This window comes from Nocardia sp. NBC_01327 (genome assembly GCF_035958815.1).
Taxonomy (GTDB): Bacteria; Actinomycetota; Actinomycetes; order Mycobacteriales; family Mycobacteriaceae; genus Nocardia.
Window position 1 is genome coordinate 6,995,551 of the sequence record NZ_CP108383.1, and the last position, 25,179, is coordinate 7,020,729.

Annotated in this window: 18 protein-coding genes; 11 read left to right on the forward strand and 7 right to left on the reverse strand. The window is 67.1% G+C overall.

The window, feature by feature from the left end; genetic code table 11:
* The first annotated feature begins 5 nt into the window (after positions 1 to 5).
* The 4 genes from OG326_RS32335 to OG326_RS32350 are packed head-to-tail and all read left to right on the forward strand — an operon-like array spanning position 6 to position 6,649.
* A complete protein-coding gene (locus OG326_RS32335; RefSeq protein WP_327140915.1) occupies positions 6 to 1,940 on the forward strand; it encodes a hypothetical protein in 1,935 nt (644 codons plus the stop codon).
* A 7-nt stretch (positions 1,941 to 1,947) separates the two neighbouring features.
* Positions 1,948 to 3,453: a hypothetical protein gene (locus OG326_RS32340; RefSeq protein WP_327140916.1), complete on the forward strand. Its 1,506-nt coding sequence runs from the start codon at positions 1,948 to 1,950 to the stop codon at positions 3,451 to 3,453.
* Positions 3,450 to 4,919, forward strand: coding sequence for a glycosyltransferase (locus tag OG326_RS32345; RefSeq protein ID WP_327140917.1), 1,470 nt, complete (start codon positions 3,450 to 3,452; stop codon positions 4,917 to 4,919). The genes OG326_RS32340 and OG326_RS32345 overlap by 4 nt, the downstream gene beginning before the upstream one ends.
* A 38-nt stretch (positions 4,920 to 4,957) precedes the next feature.
* Positions 4,958 to 6,649 carry an ArnT family glycosyltransferase gene (locus OG326_RS32350; RefSeq protein WP_442791069.1) on the forward strand — a complete coding sequence of 564 codons (1,692 nt, stop codon included), beginning with the start codon at positions 4,958 to 4,960 and terminating at the stop codon, positions 6,647 to 6,649.
* Positions 6,650 to 6,653: 4 nt separating this feature from the next.
* Here OG326_RS32350 and OG326_RS32355 read toward each other — a convergent pair whose 3' ends face one another.
* From OG326_RS32355 to OG326_RS32370, 4 genes are all read right to left on the reverse strand, one after another.
* A complete protein-coding gene (locus OG326_RS32355; RefSeq protein WP_442790854.1) occupies positions 6,654 to 7,808 on the reverse strand; it encodes a beta-mannosidase in 1,155 nt (384 codons plus the stop codon).
* Positions 7,809 to 7,920: 112 nt separating this feature from the next.
* Positions 7,921 to 11,460: a DNA polymerase III subunit alpha gene (dnaE, locus tag OG326_RS32360; protein ID WP_327140918.1), complete on the reverse strand. Its 3,540-nt coding sequence runs from the start codon at positions 11,458 to 11,460 to the stop codon at positions 7,921 to 7,923.
* A 76-nt stretch (positions 11,461 to 11,536) separates the two neighbouring features.
* Positions 11,537 to 12,427: a DMT family transporter gene (locus tag OG326_RS32365; RefSeq protein ID WP_327140919.1), complete on the reverse strand. Its 891-nt coding sequence runs from the start codon at positions 12,425 to 12,427 to the stop codon at positions 11,537 to 11,539.
* 25 nt (positions 12,428 to 12,452) lie between these two features.
* A complete protein-coding gene (locus OG326_RS32370) occupies positions 12,453 to 13,703 on the reverse strand; it encodes a serine hydrolase domain-containing protein (RefSeq protein ID WP_327140920.1) in 1,251 nt (416 codons plus the stop codon).
* 129 nt (positions 13,704 to 13,832) lie between these two features.
* On the opposite strand from OG326_RS32370, the gene OG326_RS32375 reads away from it, so the two are divergent.
* Together OG326_RS32375 and OG326_RS32380 are read left to right on the forward strand one after the other, a co-directional pair.
* A complete protein-coding gene (locus OG326_RS32375; protein WP_327140921.1) occupies positions 13,833 to 15,215 on the forward strand; it encodes an alpha/beta hydrolase family protein in 1,383 nt (460 codons plus the stop codon).
* A gap of 39 nt (positions 15,216 to 15,254) precedes the next feature.
* The gene (locus OG326_RS32380) at positions 15,255 to 15,872 is read left to right on the forward strand and encodes a class I SAM-dependent methyltransferase (protein WP_327140922.1); all 618 of its coding nucleotides are present in this window, start codon (positions 15,255 to 15,257) and stop codon (positions 15,870 to 15,872) included.
* Between the two features lie 30 nt (positions 15,873 to 15,902).
* Here the strand turns inward: OG326_RS32380 and OG326_RS32385 are convergent, their stop codons facing one another.
* The 3 genes from OG326_RS32385 to OG326_RS32395 form a co-directional block, all read right to left on the reverse strand.
* On the reverse strand, positions 15,903 to 16,310 hold the full coding sequence (locus OG326_RS32385) for a VOC family protein (RefSeq protein WP_442791070.1): 408 nt from the start codon (positions 16,308 to 16,310) through the stop codon (positions 15,903 to 15,905).
* A 156-nt stretch (positions 16,311 to 16,466) separates the two neighbouring features.
* Positions 16,467 to 17,147, reverse strand: coding sequence for a response regulator (locus OG326_RS32390; RefSeq protein ID WP_327140923.1), 681 nt, complete (start codon positions 17,145 to 17,147; stop codon positions 16,467 to 16,469).
* Positions 17,129 to 19,051 (reverse strand): sensor histidine kinase, encoded by a 1,923-nt coding sequence (locus OG326_RS32395; protein WP_327140924.1) that lies wholly within the window; start codon positions 19,049 to 19,051, stop codon positions 17,129 to 17,131. Before OG326_RS32395 ends, OG326_RS32390 begins: the two co-directional genes overlap by 19 nt.
* 171 nt (positions 19,052 to 19,222) lie before the next feature.
* On the opposite strand from OG326_RS32395, the gene OG326_RS32400 reads away from it, so the two are divergent.
* The 5 genes from OG326_RS32400 to ligA all read left to right on the forward strand — a co-directional run bounded on the left by OG326_RS32400 (position 19,223) and on the right by ligA (position 25,074).
* Positions 19,223 to 20,050, forward strand: a complete 828-nt coding sequence (locus tag OG326_RS32400; RefSeq protein ID WP_327140925.1) for an ABC transporter ATP-binding protein — start codon at positions 19,223 to 19,225, stop codon at positions 20,048 to 20,050.
* Positions 20,040 to 20,921 carry an ABC transporter permease gene (locus OG326_RS32405; protein ID WP_327140926.1) on the forward strand — a complete coding sequence of 294 codons (882 nt, stop codon included), beginning with the start codon at positions 20,040 to 20,042 and terminating at the stop codon, positions 20,919 to 20,921. Before OG326_RS32400 ends, OG326_RS32405 begins: the two co-directional genes overlap by 11 nt.
* A gap of 2 nt (positions 20,922 to 20,923) precedes the next feature.
* Positions 20,924 to 21,976 carry an ABC transporter substrate-binding protein gene (locus OG326_RS32410; RefSeq protein ID WP_327140927.1) on the forward strand — a complete coding sequence of 351 codons (1,053 nt, stop codon included), beginning with the start codon at positions 20,924 to 20,926 and terminating at the stop codon, positions 21,974 to 21,976.
* A 139-nt stretch (positions 21,977 to 22,115) separates the two neighbouring features.
* Positions 22,116 to 23,072, forward strand: a complete 957-nt coding sequence (locus OG326_RS32415; protein WP_327140928.1) for a glycoside hydrolase family 43 protein — start codon at positions 22,116 to 22,118, stop codon at positions 23,070 to 23,072.
* A gap of 10 nt (positions 23,073 to 23,082) precedes the next feature.
* Positions 23,083 to 25,074: an NAD-dependent DNA ligase LigA gene (ligA, locus tag OG326_RS32420; protein ID WP_327140929.1), complete on the forward strand. Its 1,992-nt coding sequence runs from the start codon at positions 23,083 to 23,085 to the stop codon at positions 25,072 to 25,074.
* Positions 25,075 to 25,179 lie beyond the last annotated feature (105 nt).

Here is a 25,179-nt window from a genome sequence, read left to right on the forward strand (position 1 = left end):
CATTCATGAGTTCGCGTGCGGCAACCGCTGTATTCGCTCTGCTCACCGCCGCTGTCACCGTGACAGCGGCGCCAACGGTGTCCAGGGCCACACCTTCCGATCATCCGATTCCGCTGGCGAGCCTCGGCCTGGGCAAGACGCTGGAGTTTCCGGGGCGCGCGCACGAGGTCTCGCTCACGCTGCCGATCCTGCCGGGTCTCGCACCCGTCGCGATCATGGGGACGGTGCAGTTGCCGCCGAATGTGGCGCGGGCGAGCATCGATGCGCGCTCATCGGAGCATTTTCTCGATCGTGTCCCGCTGCCCGCGGATCCCCATGCGCCCGTGCGTATTTCGCTGCCCGGGGCCGATGTGGAGAACAATACGATCAGCCTCCGGCTGACCTCCTCGCTGGTTCCGGAGCCGGGCATCTGCATCGACGATTGGCTGGGGCAACCGGCGACGATGTCGGATGTCGTGGTGATCTACAACGGCGAGGAGGCGCAGCCCACGACGGTCGCGGAATTCCTGCCGCCGGCGTTGCAGCGCGTGACCATCTACGCACCCGCCACACCCTCGCAGGTCGAGAGCGCCGCGGTGCTGGCGCTCAGCACGGCGGTGACCGCGCGCTACACCCGGCAGCCGGTCGCCGTGGATATTCGCCGAATCGATTCGGGCACAGCGATTCCCGATCACACACCCGCGTTCCTGGAGCGCCAGATCGTGATCCGGGACGAGTCGAATGCGGGACTGCGGGTGACGGGCGGTCCGGCGCCGGTGCTGACGATCTCCGGCGATGAGAAGACGCTGCCGACCCAGATCCGGCTGCTCACCACCGATCTGGCCAAGGCGGCCCTGGCCCCCGACGCGACCGCGCTCGGATTGCCTGCCGCGCCCCAACTGGCTCCCGACAGCACCACACTGTCCGCGCTCGGCCAGAATCAGCTCAGCGCCACCGCGATCGGGTATGTGCGGGTGGACTTCGCCATCGATCAGACCCGGCTCGGCCGGCCCTCGCACAATGTGCGAGTTGCGCTGCGCGGCAATCACACTCCCCTGCCGAATACCTTGAACGGCCAGCTCGCCGTGACGGTGGGCGGCCGGCAGATCGCGGCCTGGCCGGTGCAGCCGTCGGGCGCCTTCAATCAGTTGATCACCCTCCCGGACGAGCTCCTCGGCCGGTTCACCACGGTATCGGTGACGCTGCAGCAGGCGGGCCTGACCAATGGCTGTGGTTTCGAACAGCCGGTCACGCTGACCATCGATCCCGACGGTGAGGTGCGCGGCGACCTCGCGACTCCGCCGCTGCCCGCGGGACTGGGCGCGGTGCCGCAGGCCCTGCTGCCGCGGGTGCAGGTCGGATTGCAGACCCCGGGCTTCGCCGATACCGTCCGGGCCGCACAGGTTCTCATCGCGGCGCAGCGGCTGACCGCGGTACCGCTGCGGCCGGAACTGGTGTCCTTCGACGATGCCGTGCGCGGCACCGTGCCCGCCGTGCTGGTGGCCGCGAACGGCGGTGTGCCGGACTCGATCACGCTGCCGCTGGATCGCCGCGGCGAGACGCTCACCGTCTACGGCGACGATGCCTACCTGAGGACGAAAATCGATCTGACGCCGCCGATTTCGTTCGGATCGCTGCAGGCCACGTGGACCGGTAAGCGCACCGTCGTGGTCGCGACCTCCACAGAGTCGCCCGAGCACCTCGATCGCCTGCTGAACTGGCTTGTCGCAGACCAGGATCGGTCGTTCCAGCTGACAGGTCCGGTGCTGCTGCAGGCGGGCGACCGGGATCCGGAGTTCTTCGATCCGGCCGGCAAGCTGGCGGCCGAGGCGGCAGCCGGTCGTTCCGGTGACTCCGGCACCCCGCTGGGACATAAGCTCGCGCTCGCGGGCGGCGTGATCCTGGCGGTGGGCGTGCTGGGCGGCATAGCAATTCTGGTGCAGCGCCGGCGTACTCGCTGATTCGCCGATGACGGCCACGATCGAATCACCGGCACCGCAGCGGCCCGTGCGGCGCACCGTGCCGTGGTTCACCCTGCTGCGGTTCGCCGTTGTCCTCGGCTGCACCGTGGTGGCGTTCTGGAGTCTGTGGTTCGAGCTGATCGAGGATCTGGAGCAGGGCTCGGATATCGGTTACGTGATCGCCCTGCCGGTGCTGGCGCTGTTCGCGGCCATCGGCATCGCCCTGCGCCATCATGATGAGCTGCCCATCTACGACCGGCAGTCCGACATCATCATCGGACTGCTCGGGCTCGGTTTCGCGGCGGTTCCCATGGGCCTGCTGGTGCTGCGCTACCGCTACGAGTACGAGGTGCTGCACCTGGATCTTGTTGCGGCGCCGATGTTCCTGATGAGCGTGAGCGTGCTCATGTTCGGGCTGCGGCCGGTATTCCGATTCTGGCCGGCCTGGTTGCTGATGCTCGCGGCCTTCCCGCCGTTCTATCGCGGGTGGGTGGTCGCACTGAACGGAAGCACACTCGCGAACGGCGCGGTCATCGTGGTGTTCGCCGCCATCGCCGCCGCCATCGGGGCGGGACGCACCCGCCGGCGTGCGCTCGCCGCCGCCGCCATCGCGCTCGCGGTGGGAATGGTCGCGCTGGTCGTGCTCGCCGTGTGGTTCCCGGACGCGACGGTGCTGGTCTATCAGCTCATTCCGCCCATCCTGGCCGTGTACGTCTCCACGACGATCATGTACTTGCACCATCGCGACTGGTCGACGGTGCGACCGCTGAACCGGCCGGTGCGACCGCTGACCGCGGCACAGTCACGCAGTGCGGCGGTGACGGCGGTCGTCGCGGCGGGATTGTTCGCCCTCATCCCGACGCCGTCGGAGTACAAGACCCCGAGCCCGCACATTCCGGGACTCGTCATTGCCGATACGCTCGCCGCTCCACCCGGCTGGCAGCTCCTCGACGAACGGCATTTCCCCTGGGTCACCAGATATTTCGGCCCGGACACCACCTGGACCCGGCAGAAGATACGGGCGGTGCGCGGAAACCCGGAGTGGGACAAGGAATCCCGACGCCGGCGGCTCGTGGTCGATATCGTGCGATCCGACAGCCCGCACAATGTCGACCGGTATCCGGAATTCACCATGTACCACCTGACGCAGCCGCGCGTCACCGCCGGTGTCCGAGTCGATCTGGGGCACGGGGTGTCCGCGCGGCTCAATACCGTGCTGGACGACCGGCGACTGCTGAGCTGGACCTGGTTGAGCTGGAACTGGCAGGGCACAGGTGGTGCGCAGCGAGTCAGCCTCATTGCCGCGGACAATCATCTGCCCGGTGCCGAATTCCCGGAGCCGGAACCGTGGGCGATCAGCAATCTGGACAATCTGCTACACCAGTTCCTGCGCGGCAATGCGGTGACCCTCGACCCCGAAAACAGCTCGGGCGATATCGAATACGACGTCAAGGACAGCGCCATGCTGACCGCGGTGGCCACCGAGATGGTGCGGATCGGAGCCGGGGGATGACGGGCGAACTGCCGGGCCTGGCCACCGAATCCGAGCGCACGCGGGCGCTGCACACGGCGGTGCACGGATTGCGCGAGAACGATCCGATGGCCTCCGCCTCGGTGGCTTTCCTGCCGTGGCAACGCAATACACTGCTGGCGGCGGCGCTGGTCGTCGTGGTGTGCGTGCTGCTCGCGCCGATGGCGACGGTGATCGTACTGGTCGCGGCCTGCACCCTGGGTTATCTGGCCGTCATCGTGGACCGGGTGCTGATCTTCACCCGGGGCATGGCCCGCGATGCCATTCTGACGGTGGACGACGAGCGGGCCCGCGCGCTCCCCGATGATCGGCTGCCGCCGTACACGATTCTGGTTCCGGCATACGGGGAACCCGAGGTGGTCGGTGATCTCATCGCGGCGCTGAACGGGATCGACTATCCGCGTGATCGATTGCAGGCGCTGCTGCTGCTGGAGGAGGACGACTCCCCCACCATCGAGGCCGCCCACCGTGCCGGAATCGGTTCCGCCGGAAGCGAACACATCACCATCGTGCTGGTACCGGCCGCCGATCCGCGCACCAAGCCCAAGGCGTGCAACTACGGACTGCACGCGGCGACCGGCGATATCGTCACCATCTACGACGCCGAGGATATTCCGGAACCACTGCAATTGCGCCGTGTCGTCGCGGCTTTCGGCGAGCTGCCGCGCTCGGTCGTGTGCATTCAGGCCAAGCTGGCCTTCCACAATGCCCGCCAGAATCTGCTGACCGCCTGGTTCACCATGGATTACGGGCTGTGGTTCGGGTTCCTGCTGCCGGGGCTCATGCGCAGCAGTTCGCCGATTCCCCTGGGCGGCACCTCGAATCACTTCCGGCGCAATGTGCTCATCGATATCGGTGCGTGGGATCCGTACAACGTGACCGAGGACGCCGATCTCGGCGTGCGCATCGCGGCGCGCGGATACTCCACCGCCGTCATCGATTCCACCACGCTGGAGGAGGCGAATCCGGATCCGATCAATTGGATCAGGCAGCGCTCACGCTGGTACAAGGGCTATCTGCAGAGCTGGCTGGTGCACGCCCGACGACCGGTGCAGCTGTGGCGCAAGATCGGTCCCGTCGGGTTCCTGCGGTTCACGCTCATTCTCGCGGGCACGCCGATTATCGCCTGCCTCAATCTGCTGTTCTGGTTCATTACGCTGACCTGGATTTTCGGCCAGCCCGGAATCATCGAGAAGGTGTTCCCGGCCGCCGTCTACTTCCCGGCGCTGCTGGTGCTCGTGCTCGGCAATGCCGCGACGGTGTACATGAATCTGGTCGCCTGCCGGGAGAACGATCGGCCCGATCTGCTGCTGGCCTGTCTGACCTCACCGGCGTACTGGCTGCTCATGGCGGTGGCCTCGACCAAGGGGTGCTGGCAGCTGGTACGCAATCCGTCGTACTGGGAGAAGACCTTCCACGGGCTCGGCACCACGAAGGAGGTCGAGTGAGCGCCGCCGGGGTCTCGATCAGCCCGGCCAGGTGGTCGGTGAACACCGCCAGGTTCTCGCTGAGCGCCGTCCGGGCGCCCCGGCTGATCTTCGCCGGATCCGCGCTGCTGTACCTGCTCACCGGCGCGTTCGTGACCGCCGGGCGCGGATATCTGATGGGTGATGCCCTGAGCCGGGTATCGGCCACGCAGTCGGCGCTGTTCAGCCGGGATCCGCACCTGTCGGCCATCGGCTTCGTCTTCACACCGCTCACCTCGCTGGCGCAGCTGCCCTTCGTGGCGTTCTCGCCGTGGTTTCCGGGGATCACCCGCTGGGGGCTGTCCGGGGTGCTGATGACGGCGCTGTTCATGGCGGGCGCGGTGGTGATGGTCTGGGGCATCGGCACCGATCGCGGTGCGCCGCAGTGGCTCTGCGTCCTCGTCACCGCGGTGTTCGCGCTCAATCCGATGGTGGTGTTCTACGGCGGCAATGGCATGAGCGAGGCGCTGTTCCTGTTCTGCCTGTGCTGGGCGGTGCGGCGGCTCATGCGCTGGGTCCGCACCGACGGTGTGCACGATCTGGTCGCCTGCGGTATCGCGCTCGGGCTCGGATATCTGACGCGGTACGACGCCTTGGCTCCGGCGGCCGCCGCCGCGGTGGTGGTGTTCGCGGTGAGCTACTACCGGCGGCGGCACGACGACTACCGATTCTCCGGTGCGGCAATGGATCTGACGCTGGTCATCGCGCCGGTGGTGCTGGCGTTCGTGGTGTGGGCGGCCACCAGCTGGCTGATCACCGGGGAGGCGTTTCAGCAGTTCACCTCGCAGTACGGCAATACCGCCATTCTCGCCCAGTCGGGTGCGGCGGCGCCGGAGCATCCCTTTGCGGCGCTGCAGTATTCGCTCGGGGCCATGCTGATTCTCTCCCCCGTACTGCCCCTGCTGCTGCCGGTGACGGCCGCGCTGGCGGTATGGCGGCGCGATCTGCAGGCGGCGGTGCCGATGCTGCTGTGCGGAGCGGTGCTGGCCTTCCAGATACTCAGTTACGCAACCGGTTCCACCTTCGCCTTCCTGCGGTTCTATGTGGCGGTCATTCCCCTGGCCGCAATGCTGGTGCTGCTCCTACCGCCCGCGCGCGGGTTCCCGCCGAGTCGCCGGCTCGGGCGGTACGCGGACAAGCCGGGTATCGCGGCGCCCACGGCACCGTCACGGTCGGCACGGGGCTCGGTCGGCGCGGCGGTGGCGGCAGCCGCACTGGTCGCCTCGCTCCCGGTCACCACATTGGGAATGAGTAACCAGCTCATGGCCGTTCAGGAGTACGCGCTCGGTGCGGTGCTCTTTCCGGATCCGGACAATGCCTCCGCCCGGTACGCCGACCAGGCCCGCATTGCCGCGACCTTCAGCACCGGCCGGAAGCTGGCGGACTATATCGACGCGCTGCATCTGCCACCCGGTTCGGTGGTGATGGATACCGTGTACGGCTTCGCGGTGCTGGTCGCCTCCGATCAGCCCGACCGCTACGTCATTCCGTCGGACCGCGATTTTGTGCGGGTGCTCAACCGTCCCGCCGAACGCAAGGTCACATACATTCTGGCGGTGCCCAATTCGGGGCGCGGAACCTCCGATGCGGTGAATCGGCGGTACCCCAGCATGTACGAGAACGGTGCGCAGATCGCGACGCTGGAGCTGGAGATCCCCAATGACGGTGCCGGATCGCCCGATTGGCGGCTCTACCGGGTGATCGGCAGCTGAGCGCTCAGCCGAGCGTGGTGGTATCGGCGACCAGTGACCACAGCGGGTCCTCGGGGCCGACATCGTAGGTGCACTGATCCTGGCGCGGGTCGGGGACGAACGCCCAGATGAGCGCGCCCGCGGTACCGGCCCGGCGCTGACCGGAGATGCGGCGGCCCATGATCTCGCGGCGATTGTCCAGGCTGTCGCAGGAACCGGCGTATTCGCCGATCTCGGCCACCAGCAGGGGTTTTCCGAGCTGACGGGCTTGGTCCAGGCGGCGCGCCAGACCATTGGCGGCGTCGCCGGGCAGCGGATTGCCGTCCTCGGTGTAGTCGTGGAACTCCACCGCGTCGATGAGCGGCGAGGCGCTCACCTGCGCGAAATTATCTCCGGCGATGCCGCACTGACTGCCGCCGACATATCCGGCGAAGATCAGGCGCCGCGGATCCTCTTCGCGCACCAGCTTTCCGGCCTGCTCCATGAAGGTGCGCAGTACGGTCGCGGCATCGCTGGGGCAGGTGCGGTGCCGCAGATCGCAACGGCTGCCGTCACAATTGCTCGGCTCGGGCTCGCCGACGAGTTCCCAGCCGGCCAGCGACGGCGAACCGCGCCAGTGGCCGACCGCCGTGCGCACCCAGTCGCGGAAGCTCATGATCGAGCGACCGGGGACGTGGTTCACCTTCGTCCAGCCGTCCACGTACCACTGGCGCTGTTTGAACATCTCGTCACCGCAGTCGCCGGTCTGTGCGGCCAGTACGGGCAGCACCATCCGGCCGTATTTCTCGGCCGCCGCGAAGACCGCGTCCGCGGGCTTGAAGTTGACCGCCTCGGTGTCCTTGTTCACGACGAAGGCTTGGAACAGCGAGAACCGGGTGAGGGAGTTCGCGGGCAGCTTCCGGAAGAAGGCGTCCAGATCGACTTCCGCACCACAGCCGAAATTCACCGCGTAATCGGTGGCCAGCTGGGGTGCGTTGAATCCGCCGGGCCACCACGGCTGCCCGTGCAGTCGCAGACCGGCCGGCCCGGCGGTGACGGCGGCCGGAGCGGACGGAGCGCCCATGACCACCTGCGGCAGCGAAGTCGTCGCGACCGAATGCGGGCCGCTGTGCGCACAGGCGGCGAGGAGAGCGGTGGCCGCCAGCGCGGCCAGGATACGCACGCGCGGCAAGGCCACCATGGACAATCCTCTCCGGTCCCGAACACGGTGGATCCCGGCCACGAACACGCCGGGATGACGAAGGGCGTCTATCGGCAAACCCTACCGCTGGGACCGGCGAACGTCGGGCAGGCTAGCCCGCGAGGCAGCCGGGGCCGAGCAACGCCTTGAGGTCGCCCATCAAGGCCGAGGACGGCGACACTCGCAGGTTGTCCGCGACCTTCAGGAGGGTGGTGCGCTCGCGGGAGCCGACGTGCCGGATGTGGACGTCGGCGGTGCCGGGATGGCTACTCAGGACCCGCTTGAGCGCGCCGATCTTGTCCGGGGTGCACAGCCGGGTCGGGATGATCACCGACATCGGCTTGTCCACGCCGATGGACGAAAGATCCGGCACGATAAGGTCGTTCGCGATCAGCGAGATGCGGTCGTCGCGCGCGGAGACGCGGGCCTTGACCAGGACGATGGCGTCCTCGGTGACATCCATGCCGTAGACCGAATAGGACTGCGGGAAGAACAGCACCTCGATACCACCGCTGAGGTCCTCGAGCTGCGCCGAGGCCCACGCCAGGCCGTTCTTGTTGACGCGGCGGGTGACGCTGGCGAAGATGCCGCCGATGGTGACCTGCTGGCCGTCCTTGACGTCACCTTCCAGAATGGTCGGGATCTGTGTATCCGACTGTGCCGCAAGCACATGCTCGACGCCGTTGAGCGGATGCCCGGAGACGTACAGGCCCAGCATTTCCCGCTCGAGGGCCAGCTTGTGCTTGGTCTCCCACTCCTCGTCGGGCACCTTCACATTGAAGACGCTCGCCATCGAGTCATCGTCGTCCAAGCCGCCGAAGAGGTCGAACTGGCCGATGGCCTCGGCCTTCTTGGTGGACATGACCGCGTCGATGGCATCGGAGTGGATCAGCAGCAGGCCCTTGCGCGGATGCCCGAGCGAGTCGAAAGCGCCTGCCTTGATGAGAGATTCGATGACCTTCTTGGAGCAGGCGGCGGCATCGACCTTGTTCAGGTAGTCGGAGAAATCGGTGAACTTCGACTTCTCCTTGCGCGCGGTGATGATCGAACCCACCACGGCCGCGCCCACATTGCGGACCGCGCCCATACCGAAGCGGATATCGCCGCCGACGGAAGCGAATTCGACCTCGGACTCGTTGACATCGGGCGGCAGCACCTGGATGCCGAGGCGGCGGCAGTCGGCCAGATAGATGGCGGCCTTGTCCTTGTCGTCACCGACGGAGGTGAGCAGACCGGCCATGTACTCGGCCGGATAGTTGGCCTTGAGGTACGCGGTCCAGAAGGAGACCAGGCCGTAGCCGGCGGCATGCGATTTATTGAACGCGTAACCGGCGAACGGAAGAATGGTGTCCCACAGCGCCTTGATGGCCGGCTTGGAGAAGCCATTGGCCAGCATGCCCGCTTCGAAGCCCTCGAATTCGGCCTCCAGGACCGAGGCCTTCTTCTTACCCATGGCGCGGCGCAGAATATCGGCTCGGCCGAGGGAGTACCCGGCGACCTTCTGCGCGATCTGCATGATCTGTTCCTGATAGACGATCAGGCCGTAGGTATCGCCCAGAATGACCTTCAGGGGCTCTTCGAGCTCCGGATGGATGGGCTTGACCTCTTGCCGCCCATTCTTACGGTCGGCGTAGTCGTTGTGGGCGTTCATGCCCATGGGGCCGGGGCGGTACAGCGCGAGCACGGCGACGATATCGTCGAAGCCGGTGGGCTGCATGCGGCGCAGCAGATCGCGCATGGCGCCGCCGTCGAGCTGGAAGACACCGAGAGTGTCACCGCGCGCGAGCAATTCGTAGGTCGGCGCATCTTCCAGCGGCAGCGTGTCCAGGTCGAGATCGATGCCGCGGTTGTTCTTCATATTGACCAGCGCGTCACCGATGACGGTGAGGTTGCGCAGGCCCAGGAAGTCCATCTTCAACAGGCCGATGGCCTCACACGACGGGTAATCCCAGCCGGTGATGATGGCGCCGTCCTGCGCGCGCTTCCAGACCGGGATCGCGTCGGTGAGCGGCTCGCTGGACATGATGACCGCGCAGGCGTGCACGCCGGCATTGCGGATCAGGCCCTCGAGGCCGCGGGCGGTCTCGTAGATCTTGTTGACATCCGGGTTGGTATTGATGAGCTCCCGGACCTCGGCGGCCTCTTTGTACCGCTCGTGCTCGGGATCCATGATGCCCGAGAGCGGAATGTCCTTGGCCATGATCGGCGGCGGCAGCGCCTTCGAAATCTGGTCCGCGATGGCGAAACCCGGCTGGCCGAACTGCACGCGGGCCGAATCCTTCAGCGCCGCTTTGGTTTTAATGGTACCGAAGGTGATGACCTGCGCGACCCGGTCGCTGCCCCACTTATCGGTGGCGTAGCGGACCATTTCACCGCGGCGGCGATCATCGAAGTCGATATCGATATCGGGCATGGATACGCGCTCGGGATTGAGGAAGCGCTCGAAGAGCAGCCCGTGCGGAATCGGGTCGATATTGGTGATGCCCATGGAGTAGGCGACCAGCGAACCGGCGGCCGAACCACGGCCCGGTCCGACGTGGATGCCGACCGAGCGGGCATAGGTGATGAGGTCGGCGACGATGAGGAAGTAGGCCGGGAAGCCCATTTCGATAATGACGTCGAGCTCGAAGTCGGCACGCGGAATGTACTCCGGCGGAATACCTCTCGGGAACCGGCGATCCAGGCCCTTCATGACCTCGTGCCGCAGCCAGCTGCCCTGGGTCTCGCCCTCGGGCACCGGGAAGATGGGCATGCGGTCGCGGTGCTCCCACACCTCGTCGTAGGACTGCACGCGCTCACCGATGAGGACCGTATTGTCGCAGGCCCCAGGGACTTCCGCGTCCCAGATGGCGCGCATCTCCGCGGCGGACTTGAGGTAGTAGCCGCTGCCGTCGAACTTGAACCGGGTGGGATCGGAGAGCGTCTTACCGGTCTGGATGCACAGCAGCGCTTCATGGTTGGCGGAGTCTGTTTCGTGCACGTAGTGGCAGTCGTTGGTGGCCAGCGGCGGGATGCCCAGCTCGCGGCCGACCATGAGCAGACCCTCGCGGACCCGGGTCTCGATGGACAGGCCGTGGTCCATGACCTCGAGGAAGAAGTTCTCCGGGCCGAAGATCTCCTGCCACTTCGCCGCAGCCTCCAGCGCCTCGCGCTCCTGGCCCAGGCGCAGACGCGTCTGCACCTCGCCGGAGGGGCAGCCGGTGGTGGCGATGATGCCCGCCGCGTGCTCGGCGATGATGTCGGCGTCCATACGCGCCCACTTGCCGAGCTGGCCCTCGATCGAGGCCAGCGAGGACAGTTTGAAGAGGTTCCGCAGACCGGTCGCGTTCTCCGCGACCATGGTCATATGGGTGTAGGCGCCCGAACCGGAGATGTCATCGCTCTTCTGCGACGGGTCGCCCCAGCGCACACGCTTGGTGTTGAAGCGGGACTCGGGCGCGATGTAGGCCTCGATGCCGATGATCGGCTTGATGCCCTGCTTCTTGGCGGAGTTGTAGAACTCCGAAGCGCCGTACATGTTTCCGTGGTCGGTCATGCCGACGGCGGTCATGTCCAGCCGTTGCGCCTCTTTGAACAGTGGCGTGATCTTCGCCGCGCCATCGAGCATCGAGTACTCGGTGTGGTTATGGAGGTGAACGAATGATCCCGACACGAAGACACATGTTAGGTCCTGGCACCGACAACAGCTTCCGCGGGCGGCGTGGCGACTTTGCGTGTCGTGGTGGAGTTCACTGCGAGCGCTGGGAAACCGGCTCCGGATCGAGGTTTTCGAGCGGGTCGCCCACTTGAGCGCGGGACAGTACCACGGCGGCGACACACATGGTGACCACGGCAATCAGGACAAACACCGTGCCGATCGGTCCGCTTCGCAGCCGCTCATCGAGCACGGTGATGCCGACGAAAGCCGCGACCAGCGGTTCGGCGACTGTAAAGGCGGGGAGGCAGGCCGCCAGCGAACCGGCCTGATAGCCGACCTGCTGGAGATAGACGCCGCAGAGTCCGGTGGCGATCAGCAGGTACAGCTCCCAGCTGGTGAGGGCGTGGCCGACGCTCCGCTCGAACAGCTGGGTCACGTACTCGGTCAGCGCCGCCGAGACGCCCACCAGGGTGCCGCCCGCCGCACCGAGCATAAGTGCGCGCAGCGCAGAGGTTTTCGCCATGCGGGAGACCACCAGCGCCGCCGCGACCAGCAGGAAGATCACCAGCAGCGGCAGCACCCAGCGGTGCAGCCGGGCATGGGTGAGGCCCGGGGTGGGATCGCCCACAATGAGGAAGACGGCCAGCGCCATCGACAGCGCCAGTGCCGTCAGCCACATGGCCGGGGTGGTCTTGCGGCCGCTGTAGCGCGCGGCCAGCGGCAGCGCGAAAACCAGGGCGCTCACCAGGATCGGCTGCACGATGAGCACCGACCCCATGGCCAGCGCCGCGACCTGGAAGGCGAATCCGCCTCCGTCGCCGATCATTCCGGCCCACCACCGCGGGCTGCGGATGAGCGAGCGCAGGAGGGCATCGCCGTCGGGCACTTCGGAGGCGGCCTGCTGCTGCGCCACGGCGGAGACCGCGAACAGCAGGGCCGCCACGAAGGCACAGATCACAGCACCGAGAGGTAGTCCAGACACGACCCCAGTCTGCCGCGCCCCCGGCTCAGGCCGCGCGGCGGCTCGGTACTGCGGTGGTGCGGCGTGTCGCGCGGGCGCCCCGGATCGCCAGCGGCAGCACCCAGGCCGAGGCGATCTGATCGGAGGTGAGGGCGGCCAGCGACAGCCGATTATGGACGAATCCGATGGAAAGTCCCTGCTGCGGGTCGGCCCAGCCGAAGGAACCGCCCAGGCCGATATGGCCGAAACCGGCGCGGGCGCCCGGCATCGGCAGCGAGTGGTAGCCCATATGCCAGAGCATGGGGAAATAGAAGAGCGCGTGATCGAGTCGGTAGGTCTCGATATGCCGCATGGTCTTGATGGTCTGCGGCGACAGGAAGCGGTGGCCGTTGCTCATACCGCCATTGGCCAGCGCGCCGTAGAGGGTGGCCAGACCGCTGGCGGTGCAGACGCCATTGCCCGCGGGGAGTTCGGTCTCCAGGATCGGCGGGTTGTCACCGTCGACGAACTCCTCGAGGCCCGGCAGGAACAGGGCGCGGGTCGCCGCGCCCAGCGCGCCGGGCAGACCGTAGGCCCGGCCCAGGAACAGGGAGACGTAGGTGGTGCCCACGGCGGCCAGGCGACTGCCCTGCAATTCGGCCGCGGTGGTGGCGGCTCCGGCCGGCGGGCGGCCCAGGTGGATGCCGTCGGTGCCGAGCGGTTCGGCGATCTCGGTGCGGAACAGCTCCGCCATGCCCCGGCCGGTGACGGCGCGGGCCAGACCGGCCAGCAGCCAGCCGAAGGTCAGGGCGTGATAGGTCGGAATGTTCAGCAGGTGATCGGGTTTCGCGGCGGCGAGGCGCTGCTCCATCAGGCGGTGGTCGAGAATATCGTCCAGGCCGCGGGCGATCTCCGGCAGGCCGGACAGGCCCGCGCGGTGGGACAGCAGCTGCCGCACCGTGATTCGCTCCTTGCCATTGGCCGCGAATTCGGGCCAGTAGGCGGCGACCGGGGTGTCGTAGTCGAGCAGACCGCGGTCGGCGAGACGGTGAATCACCGTGGCCGCAATGCCTTTGGTGGCGGAGAAGACCACGGCGCCGGTATCGGCGCCCCACGCGGTGGCGGGCGCGGCGTCACCGATCCAGGCATCGACCAGCGGCACGCCGTGCAGGTGCACCGAGAGCGCACCGCCGGCGCCCGGGTGACCGCCCATCATTCGCGCGAAAGTACGTACCAGGGGCCCGAATTCGGGGGTCGCGAACCCGCCCACACCGGTGGGTAGATCCGCGAGCGCCGGGGCGGTAGCGACATTGCTCACGGATCCAAGGTACGAGGCGCGCATCACCGAGGGCAATGGGATGACCACGAGAGTTACCGGCCAGGGTCCAGTGGTTATTTACGGTGTCGAATCGGTAATGCCGGTGTTACCCGCGCGTACGCTCGGAAGATGCGCGTACTGCGGTCGCTTTCGCTGGGCCTGTTCGTTGTGGTCGTGCTCGCGGTCGCGGGCTGCTCGAGTACCGCGCCGGCGCCGACGTACGTGACCGGAGATTGGCACGGAAATATCGAAGTGCCCGGTCAGCCGCTGGCGATCGGCGTCAACTTCACCACCGACGGCAAGGGCTCGATCGAGGTTCCGGCGCAGAACGTCTCGCACAAACAGCTGAGCGCGGTACGCAATGACGTGGATCAGGTCGAGTTCTCGATCCCGGAATTTCCCGGGCAGCCGGTGTTCAAGGGGAAGTACGACAAGGCCTCGGACAGTATCAAGGGCGACTTCACGCAGTCCGGGAAAACCTTGCCGCTGACGCTGACCCGGGGGCAGGTGGCCGGGTTGGCACGGCCGCAGGAGCCGAAGCCGCCGTGGCCGTACAAGTCCGAGGATGTCAGCTACCGCAGCGGGAGCATCACCATCGCGGGCACGCTGACCGAGCCGCAGACCGGCGGGCCGCATCCGGCGGTGCTGCTCATCACCGGCAGCGGGGCGCAGGATCGCAATGAGGAAATCCTGGGGCACAAGCCGTTCCTGCTGTGGGCGGACACCCTGACCCGGGCCGGATATGCGGTGCTGCGCACCGACGATCGCGGGGTCGGCGGCACCGGCGGGGATCTCGCCGCCTCCAGCTATCAGGATCTGACCGACGATATCGGCGCGGGTGTGGCATTCCTGCACGGGCGTTCGGATATCGACGGCACACGCATCGGTTTGCTGGGGCACAGCGAGGGCGGATATCTCGCGCCGCTGTATGCCTCGCGGCCCGACAGCGGTGTGGCCTTCGCGATTCTGCAGGCCGGACCGGCGGTGTCCGGTGCGGATGTGCTGCTGGAACAGAATCGGCTGATCCTGACCGCATCGGGCGCCTCGCCCGAAGCCGTGGCCGCGCAGGTCGGCTATATCTCGGGGCTGACCAGCATTATTCGCAATGGCGACCTGGGCGCCGCGAAAATCTATGCGCAGCAGCACAATGACAGCCTGCCCGCCGATCAGCGGGCTTCGGGCGAGACCATCGACACCCTGGTGACGCCGTATATGGCGGCGCTCATCAATTACGATCCGGCGCCGGCGCTTTCGGCGCTGCGCATTCCGGTGCTGGCCATGTACGGGACCAAGGATCTACAGGTTCCGGCGGGGCAGAGCGAGGGGCCGATGCGCAGTCTGCTGGGCGCCGATCCGGATGCCACCGTGCAGGTCTTCGACGGGCTCAATCACCTGATGCAGCCCGCGAATACGGGGCTGCCCAGCGAGTACGCCACCATCGAGACGACCATCGACCCGCAGGTGCTGAGTTATGTCACCGCGTGGCTGACCAAGCGTTTCCCGCCGCGGTAGTCGCTGGCGCACCCGGTAATTCATTGAAAGAGTGGTGACGTGGGAATCTACGAGAATCAGGTGCTGCCCCGGATCATCGATCTGTCCTGCGGCGCGAAGTTCCTGGATCCGGTGCGCAAACGCGTCTGCGCCGGGCTCAGCGGGCGCGTGGTCGAGATCGGCTTCGGATCCGGGCGCAATGTGCCGTTCTATCCCGCCGTGGTGAAGTCGGTGAGCGCGGTCGAACCGGTGGGACTGGGCTGGACAATGGCGAGCGAGCGGATCGCGGCGTCCGCCGTTCCGGTCGAGCGGGCGGGATTGGACGGGCAGGCATTGCCGTTCGAGGACAATAGTTTCGATTCGGCGCTGTCCACCTGGACACTGTGCACCATTCCCGATGTGCAGGCGGCCCTGTCCGAGATTCGCCGAGTACTGGCGCCGGGCGGGACATTTCATTTCGTCGAGCACGGGCTGGCGCCGGATCCCGGGGTGCAGGTGTGGCAGCGCCGGTTGAATCCGGTGCAGAAGACGCTGTTCGGCGGCTGTCATCTGGATCGCGATATTCGCGGGCTGATCGAGGACGCGGGCTTCGAGGTGCGCGCGGTCGATCGGTTCTATGAGAAGGGGACGCCGAAATTCATGGGTGCGCTGTCACTGGGCGTGGTCACTTCGGCGTGACAAGCGCACGCCCAGTGCAGCATCGGGCGTCTACCGCTGCGGCCAGCCACCGTACGGGACGGTGATCAGCTCCATATAGTGGCCGTTGGGATCCTGGAAGTAGATGCCGCGGCCACCGTCATTGTGGTTGATCTCGCCTTCGGCCCGGCCGTGCGGATCGGCCCAATAGGTGATCCGGTAGTCCATGATCTTCTTATAGGACGCATCGAATTCGTCCTCGGAGACCAGGAAGGCGTAGTGCGTGGGGTGTATGCCACCGGGGAGATCCGGCGGAACATTCGCGAAATCGAAGGTGACACCGTTCCCGACGTGCAGCGGTATGAACGGTCCCCACTCGGCCCCCACCTCCAATCCGAGGATCTCCGCCCAGAATTCGGCGGTCTCCCGATTGGCCTTGCATCCGACAATGGTGTGGTTGAACTGAATAGTTATGGGAATTCTCCTGTGTGAGTGACGATCCCGACCCTGGACCGGTGCAAGTCGGCCGACAGGAGCATCGCCACCCCTTCGACGCTAGCCACATATCCGCCGATTCGCCAATATCCTAGTGGCGGGGGTCACAGTGCCCGGCACGGCGATCACCGGCGGCGACGCTCAGCGGGTGGGTCCGGCGGAGTACTCCTGTTCGGGGCGGCCGGTGCTGCCGTAGCGCAATTGCATGCGCAGGCCGCCGGCGCCCACCAGCGCGGCGAGGTAGCGCTGGGCGGTGGCGCGGGAGATGCCGATGGCGAGGGCCACCTGGGCGGCGGACATGGGGGCGTCGGCGCGGCGAACAGCCTGCAGCACCAGATCTTTCGTGGGCGAGGCGAGCGCGGCGGGCTGCGCCGCCGCGCCGGTGGCGGTCGTCTGGCGCAGTGCCAGTAGGGCGGCGTCCACGTCCGCGGAGGCGATCTCCGGCGCCGACAGGATTCGCCGGTAGCGGGCGTATCCGGCCAGGCGGGCCGCCAGGGCGGCGTGATCGAAGGGCTTCACCAGGTAGCCGAGGGCGCCCGCGGACAGCGCGGCCCGGACGGTCTCGGATTCGATTGCGGCGGTGAGCATCATGGCGTCGAAGCGGATCTCGCGGACCAGATCGACCCCGGAGCCGTCGGGGAGATAGACATCGACCAGCGCCAGATCGAAGGTCGTCGCGGCAATGGCCGCGCGTGCGGCGGCGAGCGTATTCGCGACCGTGCCGACGGTGAAACCCGGTAGCGCCGAGACGATTCCGGCATGCAGATTGGCCACCCGGAAGTCGTCGTCGACCACCAGCACATTCAGCTCTCCAGCGCCCACGCGGGCTCTCCCTCTGTCAGCACACCCGGCAACCGGGCAATGAATTCCGCTCCCCGCAAAGCCTTCTCGGGCGCCAAGTCCCGATCCGCCGCACCGCCCGGATCGCCCAGCAGGACATCACCGCCGCGCGCCCTCGCCACCTGCCGCGACAATGCCAGTCCCACCCCGCGCCCGCCCGGCACACCCTCCCCGGCACGGGTCGAAACCCCTTCCGCGAACACCGAATCCACCAGTTCGGCCGCCACCCCGCCCCCACTGTCGGCGACCGCGATATGCAGCGTCTCCCCCTCCTGCACCAACTCCAGCTCCACCACAGCGGGGGCAGCATCGCCGCCAGTAGCGGACTCAAACCCACCGCGCGCGGGCTCGGCATCTCCGCCCACAGCGGGCTCAGCATCACGACGTGCAGCGGGCTCGGCATCACGGTGTGCAGCGGGCTCGGCATCACGGTGTGCAGCGGGCTCGGCATTACCGGGTGCAACGGGCTCTACGCTCGCGGCAATCGTGGGGTTCGCGCCCCCGGCGGCGACATGCTCGGCCGCGCCGAGGCGGGCGGCTTCGATGGCGTTGTCGAGGAGGTTGCCGAGGACGGTCGTGACATCCACGGGGGCTGCGAGATTCGCGTGTACCCAGGTGTTGGGGCCGAGGCGGAGGCGGACGCCCTGTTCGCGGGCGTGGGCGGCCTTGGCGGCGAGGAAGGCTTGCAGGTAGGGGTCGGTCACGGCATCGATGCCGGGCAGGACGGCGCCGAGGGGGCCGGAGCCCAGGAGCTCGGCGAGCAGGTGGGAGGCCTCGTCGGGACGGCCGGTGTGCAGCAGTCCGTTCAGCAGGTGCAGGCGATTGGCGAATTCGTGGCGCTGGGCGCGCAGTACGGCGCTCAGCGAGCGGACCGCATCCAGTTGGCGGGTCAGGGATTCCACGTCGGTGCGGTCGCGGACGCTCAGTACCGCACCGAGGGGGCGGCCGTCGCGGAGCACGCTGCGGGCGGTCACCACCACGATGCGCTCGCCCACCGCCGCCTGCACCAGCCGGCCGTCGGCGGCGCGGAACGCCTCCAGCACACGCGGAGTCAGTCCGAGGTCGTCGATATCGCGGCCGGGGGCGGCCTCGATGCCGAGCAGCCGGCGGGCTTCGTCATTGATGACGGTGACGCGCCAGGCGGTATCGGCGGCGACCACGCCCTCGCCGATGCCGTGCAGGACGGCATCCTGTTCGCGTACCAGTTCCGCCAATTCAGCGGGTTCCAGACCCAATGTCAGACCATGCCAGCGACGTGCCAGCAATACCGATCCGGCAATGCCCGCACACAGCGCCCCGGCGATCAGCAGCCCGGATCGGCGGAGGTCGCGCAGCAGCTGTTCGCGCACCGCCGCGGTCGAGATGCCGACACTGACCTCACCGACCACGCGGCCGGTACCGGGTTGCAGCACCGGCACTTTGGCGCGCACCGATTCGCCGAGGGTGCCGTGTTCGCGAATGACCACCTCGCCGCCCGCCAGCGCTTTGGAAGGGTCGGTGCTGACCATTTCGCCGAGCCGGGCACGCTCCGGATGCGCCAGGCGCAGACCCGCGTCATCGGTGATGACCACGAACAATGCACTGGTGCGCAGCCGGGCGTCCGCGGCGATGCGCTGCAGCGGGCCGTCGGCGAGATCGCTCCGCAGCCGCGGCCCGGGTTGCAGCGAGAAGTCGGCGTAGTGCTCGACCTCGGCGCGCACATCGGGTTCGGAGGCGACGGTGCGGGCGATCGCGAGGGCGCGCTCACCGTATTCGCCGGACAATCGCTGATTGCCGATATAGGCGAACACGCCGAAGGCCAGGCCGACGGTCACACCGACCACCGCGACCTGCAACAGCACGATCTGGGTCCGGAGGCGAACCGAGCGGGGGCCGAGCGAGAACACGGGCCACAGTGTAGAGAACGGCCCGCAAACGCCTGAGCAGAATGCGCAAAACGGGCGAATCGCCGCTTGTGCGGGTAGCGCGCACAACCACATGGGGTGTGACCGCCGCCACGTAGCTTCTCTCCAATGCCGCAGCACACACCTCGAGCGGCACGAAAGCAGGAGCAAGCGATGACCCCACCGCCCCTCGACCGCGGCGAGCCATTGATCGAACTGAGAGGCGCGACCAAGCGCTTTCCGGGCGCCAACGGCGGCATTCACACCGCGGTGCGCGATCTGAACTTCACGGTCGCCCCCGGCGAGTTCGTCGCCGTGGTCGGACCGACCGGCTGCGGCAAATCGACCACCCTCTCCCTGGTCTCCGGACTCGAACCCGCCTCGGCCGGACGCACCCTGGTGCGCGGCGCGGATGTGCGCGGCATTCCGGACGGCGTCGGCTACATGTTCCAGCAGGACGCCGTGCTGCCGTGGAAGAGCGTGCTCGACAATGTCGCTCTGGGACCGCACTTCCGGGGCGTGCCGAAGAAGCAGGCGCGGGCGCGGGCCGCCGAATGGGTGCGCACGGTCGGCCTCGGCGGGTTCGAGGGTTACTACCCGTATCAGCTCTCCGGCGGTATGCGCAAACGGGTTTCGCTGGCGCAGACGCTGGTCAACAACCCCGAGATCATCCTCATGGACGAGCCGTTCAGCGCGCTCGATGTGCAGACCCGGCAGCTCATGCAGGACGAGCTGCTGCGGGTGTGGTCCGGGACCGATGCGGCGGTCATCTTCGTAACTCACGATCTGGAAGAGGCGATTTCGCTCGCCGATCGGGTGGTCGTCATGACGGCCTCCCCCGCCACCGTGTGCGGCGACTTCGCGGTCACTCTCGAACGGCCGCGCAATGTCGAGGAGGTTCGTCTCACCGAGGAATTCCGCGACCTCTACAAGGAAATCTGGGAAACGCTGCGCGATGAGGTCGAGGCAGCTCGTAGTAAGGGAGCCTCCCGTGTCGCTTGATGTCGTATCGCACACCGCCACCTTCACACCGGAATTCGAGACCGAGGCGCAGATTCTCGCGCGGGTCCGCACACAGGCGCGCAGGGAGAAGATCCGCACCTGGGGGCTTCGGGTGCTGCTGATCGCGCTGTGGCTGGGTTCATGGGAGTTGACCGCTTCGCTGTGGATCGATCCGTTCTTCTACTCCAAGCCCTCGCTCATCTGGGATCGGCTCTACGAATGGTTCACCGACGGAACACAATTCGGGTCCATCTGGCTTCAGCTTTTCACCACCGTGCAGGAGGCGGTGCTCGGCTTCGTCATCGGCACCGTAGCCGGTGTGGTGCTGGGTGTACTGCTGGGTCGTAGCCGATACTGGGCCGAGGTGCTCGCGCCGTTCATCAAGGCGCTCAATGCCGTTCCGCGCATTGTGCTGGCATCGCTGTTCATCATCTGGTTCGGGCTGGGGCTCAGTTCCAAGGTGGCGACCGTCGTGGTGCTGGTGTTCTTCGCGGTGTTCTTCAATGCCTTCACCGGCGCGCGTGAGGTGGACGGCAATGTCATCAACAATGCGCGCATCCTGGGCGCGTCCAAGCGTCAGGTGCTGACCTCCATCGTGCTGCCGAGCGCCACCACCTGGATTCTGTCCAGCCTGCACACGGCCTTCGGTTTCGCGCTCATCGGTGCGGTGGTCGGTGAATACGCCGGCGCCAGCAAGGGTTTGGGCCTGCTCATCTCCAATGCGCAGGGCACCTTCGACGCGGCCGGGATCTATGCGGGCATGATCGTCATCACCGTGGTGGCGCTGGTGGCCGAATGGCTGATCGGGCTGGCCGAGAACCGGCTGCTGAAATGGCGTCCGTCGCAGGCTGCTTCGGGTCACGGGGTGTGAGCATGAGACATCGCAGAACCCTCGCGCTCGTACTGCTCGCCGTCGCCTCGCTCCTGCTGGTGACCGGCTGTCGCGACTCCCGGTCCATTCCCGTCGCGAACGGGCGGCCGCAGCTGACGATTATGGTCGGCGGGCTGGAGAAGGTGATCTACCTGCCCGCCATGCTCACTCAGAAGCTGGGCAATTTCGAACGCAATGACATCGATGTGCAGCTGCTGGGCGAACAGTCCGGTGCGACGGCCGAAACCGCGCTGCTCACCGGCGATGTGCAGGCCGTGGTCGGTTTCTACGACCACACCATCGATCTGCAGGCCAAGGATCAATGCCTGCGGACGGTCGTGCAATTCGCCGATGTGCCCGGCGAAGTGGAGTTGGTCTCCACCTCGGATGCGGCAACCATCCGCTCCCCCAAGGACTTCCGGGGCCGCAATCTCGGCGTCACCTCACTGGGGTCGTCCACCGATTTCCTCACCCAGGCCCTGGCCGGACAGGAAGGGCTGGGCACCTCCGACTACACCCGAGTGAAAGTCGGTGCGGGACAGACCTTCATCGCCGGAATGAATCACAATGGCATCGATGCGGGCATGACCACCGATCCGACCGTCGCCAAGATGGTCAGCTCGGGCGATGCCCGGGTACTCGTCGATATGCGCAATGAAGAGGGCACCCGCGCAGCCCTGGGCGGCCTGTATCCCGCTGCCTCCCTGTACATGCGGTGCGAGACCGTGGACAGCCACCCGGAGATCGTGCAGAAGCTGGTCACCTCGTTCGTGCAGACCCTGCAGTGGATCAAAACCCACACCCCCGAGGAGATCGCGGCGAAAATGCCCTCGCAGTACGCGGGCGGCGACCCGAAGCTCTACGTCCAATCTGTGCGCGATTCCATCAGCATGTTCAACGGCGACGGACTCATGAAACAGGAAGGCGCCGAGAATGTCCTGCGCATCCTGGGCCGGTACTCGCGCAATGTGCAGCCGGTACGCGACCGCATCGACCTGAACGCGACCTATACGAATCAGTTCGTCGAACAGGCCCTGAAGCCCCGAACCCAGTAATCCTCGGCTCGCCGACGACGCCCCGCCGGCATTCCGCATTCGATGAGGGGATGCGGAATGCCGTGCGTGACATCACCGACCGGTACACCGATCGGTGTGTCGGCTACTTTGCGGCGAATGAGCAGGGATAATTCGGCGGATGGCGGTAAGTCGAAGATTTGTGCTGGCTCTGGCCGGGAGTGCGCCGCTGTTGGGGCTGGCTGCCGGGCGGGCGATGGGCGATCCGGGGCTGACGCAGCCGGGGCGGGCAACTGTGCGGTACACGATGACGGCGTTCACCAATGCCAGTGAATCCGATCTGTATGTGTACGAATCCACCGATGCGACCAACTTTCAGCTGCTGCGGGGATCCGCGTACCAGCCGCCGAGCGGACTGCTGCGGGATCCGAGCCTGATCCTGCATACCGACGGGCGCTACTACCTCACCTATACGACGGGGTGGGAGGGGCAGACCATCGGATTCGCGCGCAGTGATGATCGGGTCACCTGGACGCACCTGGACGAGTATCAGGTCGATGTGCCGGGCGTGACCTCGACGTGGGCGCCGGAATGGTTCGTCGACTCGAATGGTGAAGTCAATGTGCTGGTCTCGCTGTCGGACGGGGTTCGCTTCACTCCGCATCTGATGACCGCCACCGATCCCGGGCTGCGATCGTGGACGCCGCTGACCCCGATGGTGGGACTCGGGCCGAAGTCCGATACCGGATACGGCTATATCGATACGACCGTGGTGCTGCATCGTGGGCAGTACTACGCCTTCACCAAGGACGAGCAGACCAAGTTCGTCGAACTCGCCGTTTCGGATCAGCTGCGCGGGCGGTATTCCTTTGTGCAGACCGGGGATTGGGCCGGGTGGGGATCACCGCGGGAGGGCCAGTGCGTCATACCGCTGCCCGGTGGCGGGTGGCGGATCTACTTCGACGCCTATGACGACGGCGAGTATCTCTACAGCGACAGCCACGACAATTTCCGCACCTGGACGCCGACCGCCGAACTTCCCGGGCTCTCGGGCACGGTCCGGCATTTCACGGTGCTGCCCGAACACAGCCGACCGGCAGCAGCGTCAGTCCACACGGGTGTCAGTGGGTATCGGTAGCGTCGGTGCTGTGGAAACTGGGGAACACATCCAAGAGCTCGCGGACCGCATCGTGGCGCTGCGCGACGGCTACTACCAGGGCGCGCCGCTGGTCGCGGACGCCGAGTACGACGCGATCGAGGACGAGCTACGCGGTCTGATCGAGGCGCACCCGGAGCTCGCACCGGATCCTAATCCGCTGGAGCAGGTCGGCGCGCCCGCGGTGCTGCACGCCCCGATCCGGCACTCGCGCCCGATGCTGTCGCTCGAGAAGTCGACCAAGCCGGAGCAGGTCGCGGCGTTCTTCGGCCGCTTCCCCGGCCAGTCGGTGGTGGTGATGCCGAAGCTCGACGGCCTGTCCCTGGCCCTGGTCTACGAGGACGGGCGGCTGGTGCGCGCCATCACCCGGGGTGACGGCACCACCGGTGACGATGTGACCATGCTGGTGCGCGCCCTGGTGGACGGCGTCCCCGAGCGGATCGACGTCCCGGGGCGGGTGGAGGTGCGCGGCGAGGCGGTCATGCTGCGTTCGACCTTCGTCGCCTACAACACGGCGCATCCGGACAAGCCGCTGATCAATCCGCGCAATGCCGCGGCGGGCACGCTGCGGGCCAAGGATCCGGCCACGGTCTCCGAGCGGCGGCTGCAATTCTTCGGCTTCGATCTCGATACCTCGGACGGCGGTGCGGCGGTCGATCTCGGCGAGGGTCTGCGGGCGCTGGGGGTCGCGGGCGCGCAGATGCGGCTGTGCGCCGATGCCGAGCAGGCGCAGGCGGCGATCACCGCGATCGAGCAGGGTCGCAATGATCTGGACTACGACCTCGACGGCGCGGTGCTGCGGCTGGCCGATCGAGATGCCTACGCGGCGGCCGGAATTCGGTCGAACTCCCCGCGTGGCGCGCTGGCGTTCAAATTCGCCGCCGAGGAGAAGACCACGCTGCTGGCCGATGTGGTCTGGGATGTCGGCAAGACGGGCAAGATCGTCCCGGTCGCCTGGCTGGAGCCGGTGTTCGTGGGCGGCACCACGGTCACGAAGGCGACACTGGCCAATCAGGAGGTGATCCGCGCCCGCGATGTCCGGGTCGGTGACACCGTGCTGGTGCGCCGCGCGGGCGATGTGATCCCGTTCGTCGCGGGTGTGCTGGATGCCTCCAAGCGCACCGGCGAGGAGCGCGAGATCGTGCCGCCCACCGTCTGCCCCTCCTGCGGGCAGCCGGTCACCGAGCAGGGCAATAGCCGAGAACTGTTCTGCACCAACGTCTCCTGCCCCGCGCAGACGGTGCGCAGGCTGATCCACTGGGCCTCGCGCGCGGCGGCGGATATCGATGCCATCGGCGGGGTGTGGATCGAGCGCCTGGCCGAGGCGGGGATTCTGGAGAACCCGTCGGACTTCTACACGCTGACCAAGGACCGCCTGCTCGAATTCGACCGCATGGGCGAGGTCTCGGCCACGCGCATGATCGATTCGATCGATGCCAGCCGCGAGGTCGGCCTGCGCCGCGCGCTGATCGGCCTGGCGATCCCGATGGCCTCCGACGGCACCGCCGCCCGCCTGGCCCGCGCCGGATTCGGCTCCCTCGAGGAGGTCGCCGACGCCGGCGAGGAAAAGCTGGTGGCCGTGGAGGATATCGGCCCGAAGGTCGCCGCCTCCCTGGTCGCCCACCTCACCCGCCTGCGCCCGGAACTCGAGCGCCTGCGCGAGGCGGGCGTCTCCCTGGACGTGCGCGAGGAGGATCTCCCCCCGGTCATCGCGGCCGGCGCACCCCTGGAGGGCAAGTCGGTGGTGATCACCGGCGCCATCAGCGACCCCCGCTCCGGCGAAAAGGTGGCCCGCCCGACCTTCCAGCGCCTGTGCGAAAAGGCCGGCGCCACAGCAGCATCCTCGGTCTCGGCGAACACCGACCTGCTCATCACCGGCGCGGGAGTCGGCGAAAGCAAACTGACCAAAGCCGAAAAGCTCGGCGTAACAGTCGTCGACCAGGGCGAGATCTGGACCCTCCTGATCGCCGCCAACATCATCTAGACCTGGCAGCCTCGAGGCTCCCCCGCACCGACCGGGCTCTGATGGTGGCTTTCTCGGCGTGTCGCCACGATCAGAGCCCGGTCGAGGCCAATTCACCGGTGCGCG

Bases quoted from the DNA above. Each gene is read 5' to 3' on its own strand.
- OG326_RS32345 (WP_327140917.1), top strand. From the start codon at position 3,450: ATGACGGGCGAACTGCCGGGCCTGGCCACCGAATCCGAGCGCACGCGG.
- OG326_RS32400 (WP_327140925.1), top strand. From the start codon at position 19,223: ATGACCCCACCGCCCCTCGACCGCGGCGAGCCATTGATCGAACTGAGA.
- OG326_RS32335 (WP_327140915.1), top strand. From the start codon at position 6: ATGAGTTCGCGTGCGGCAACCGCTGTATTCGCTCTGCTCACCGCCGCT.
- OG326_RS32340 (WP_327140916.1), top strand. From the start codon at position 1,948: ATGACGGCCACGATCGAATCACCGGCACCGCAGCGGCCCGTGCGGCGC.
- OG326_RS32375 (WP_327140921.1), top strand. From the start codon at position 13,833: ATGCGCGTACTGCGGTCGCTTTCGCTGGGCCTGTTCGTTGTGGTCGTG.
- OG326_RS32415 (WP_327140928.1), top strand. From the start codon at position 22,116: ATGGCGGTAAGTCGAAGATTTGTGCTGGCTCTGGCCGGGAGTGCGCCG.
- OG326_RS32410 (WP_327140927.1), top strand. From the start codon at position 20,924: ATGAGACATCGCAGAACCCTCGCGCTCGTACTGCTCGCCGTCGCCTCG.
- OG326_RS32355 (WP_442790854.1), bottom strand. From the start codon at position 7,808: ATGGTGGCCTTGCCGCGCGTGCGTATCCTGGCCGCGCTGGCGGCCACC.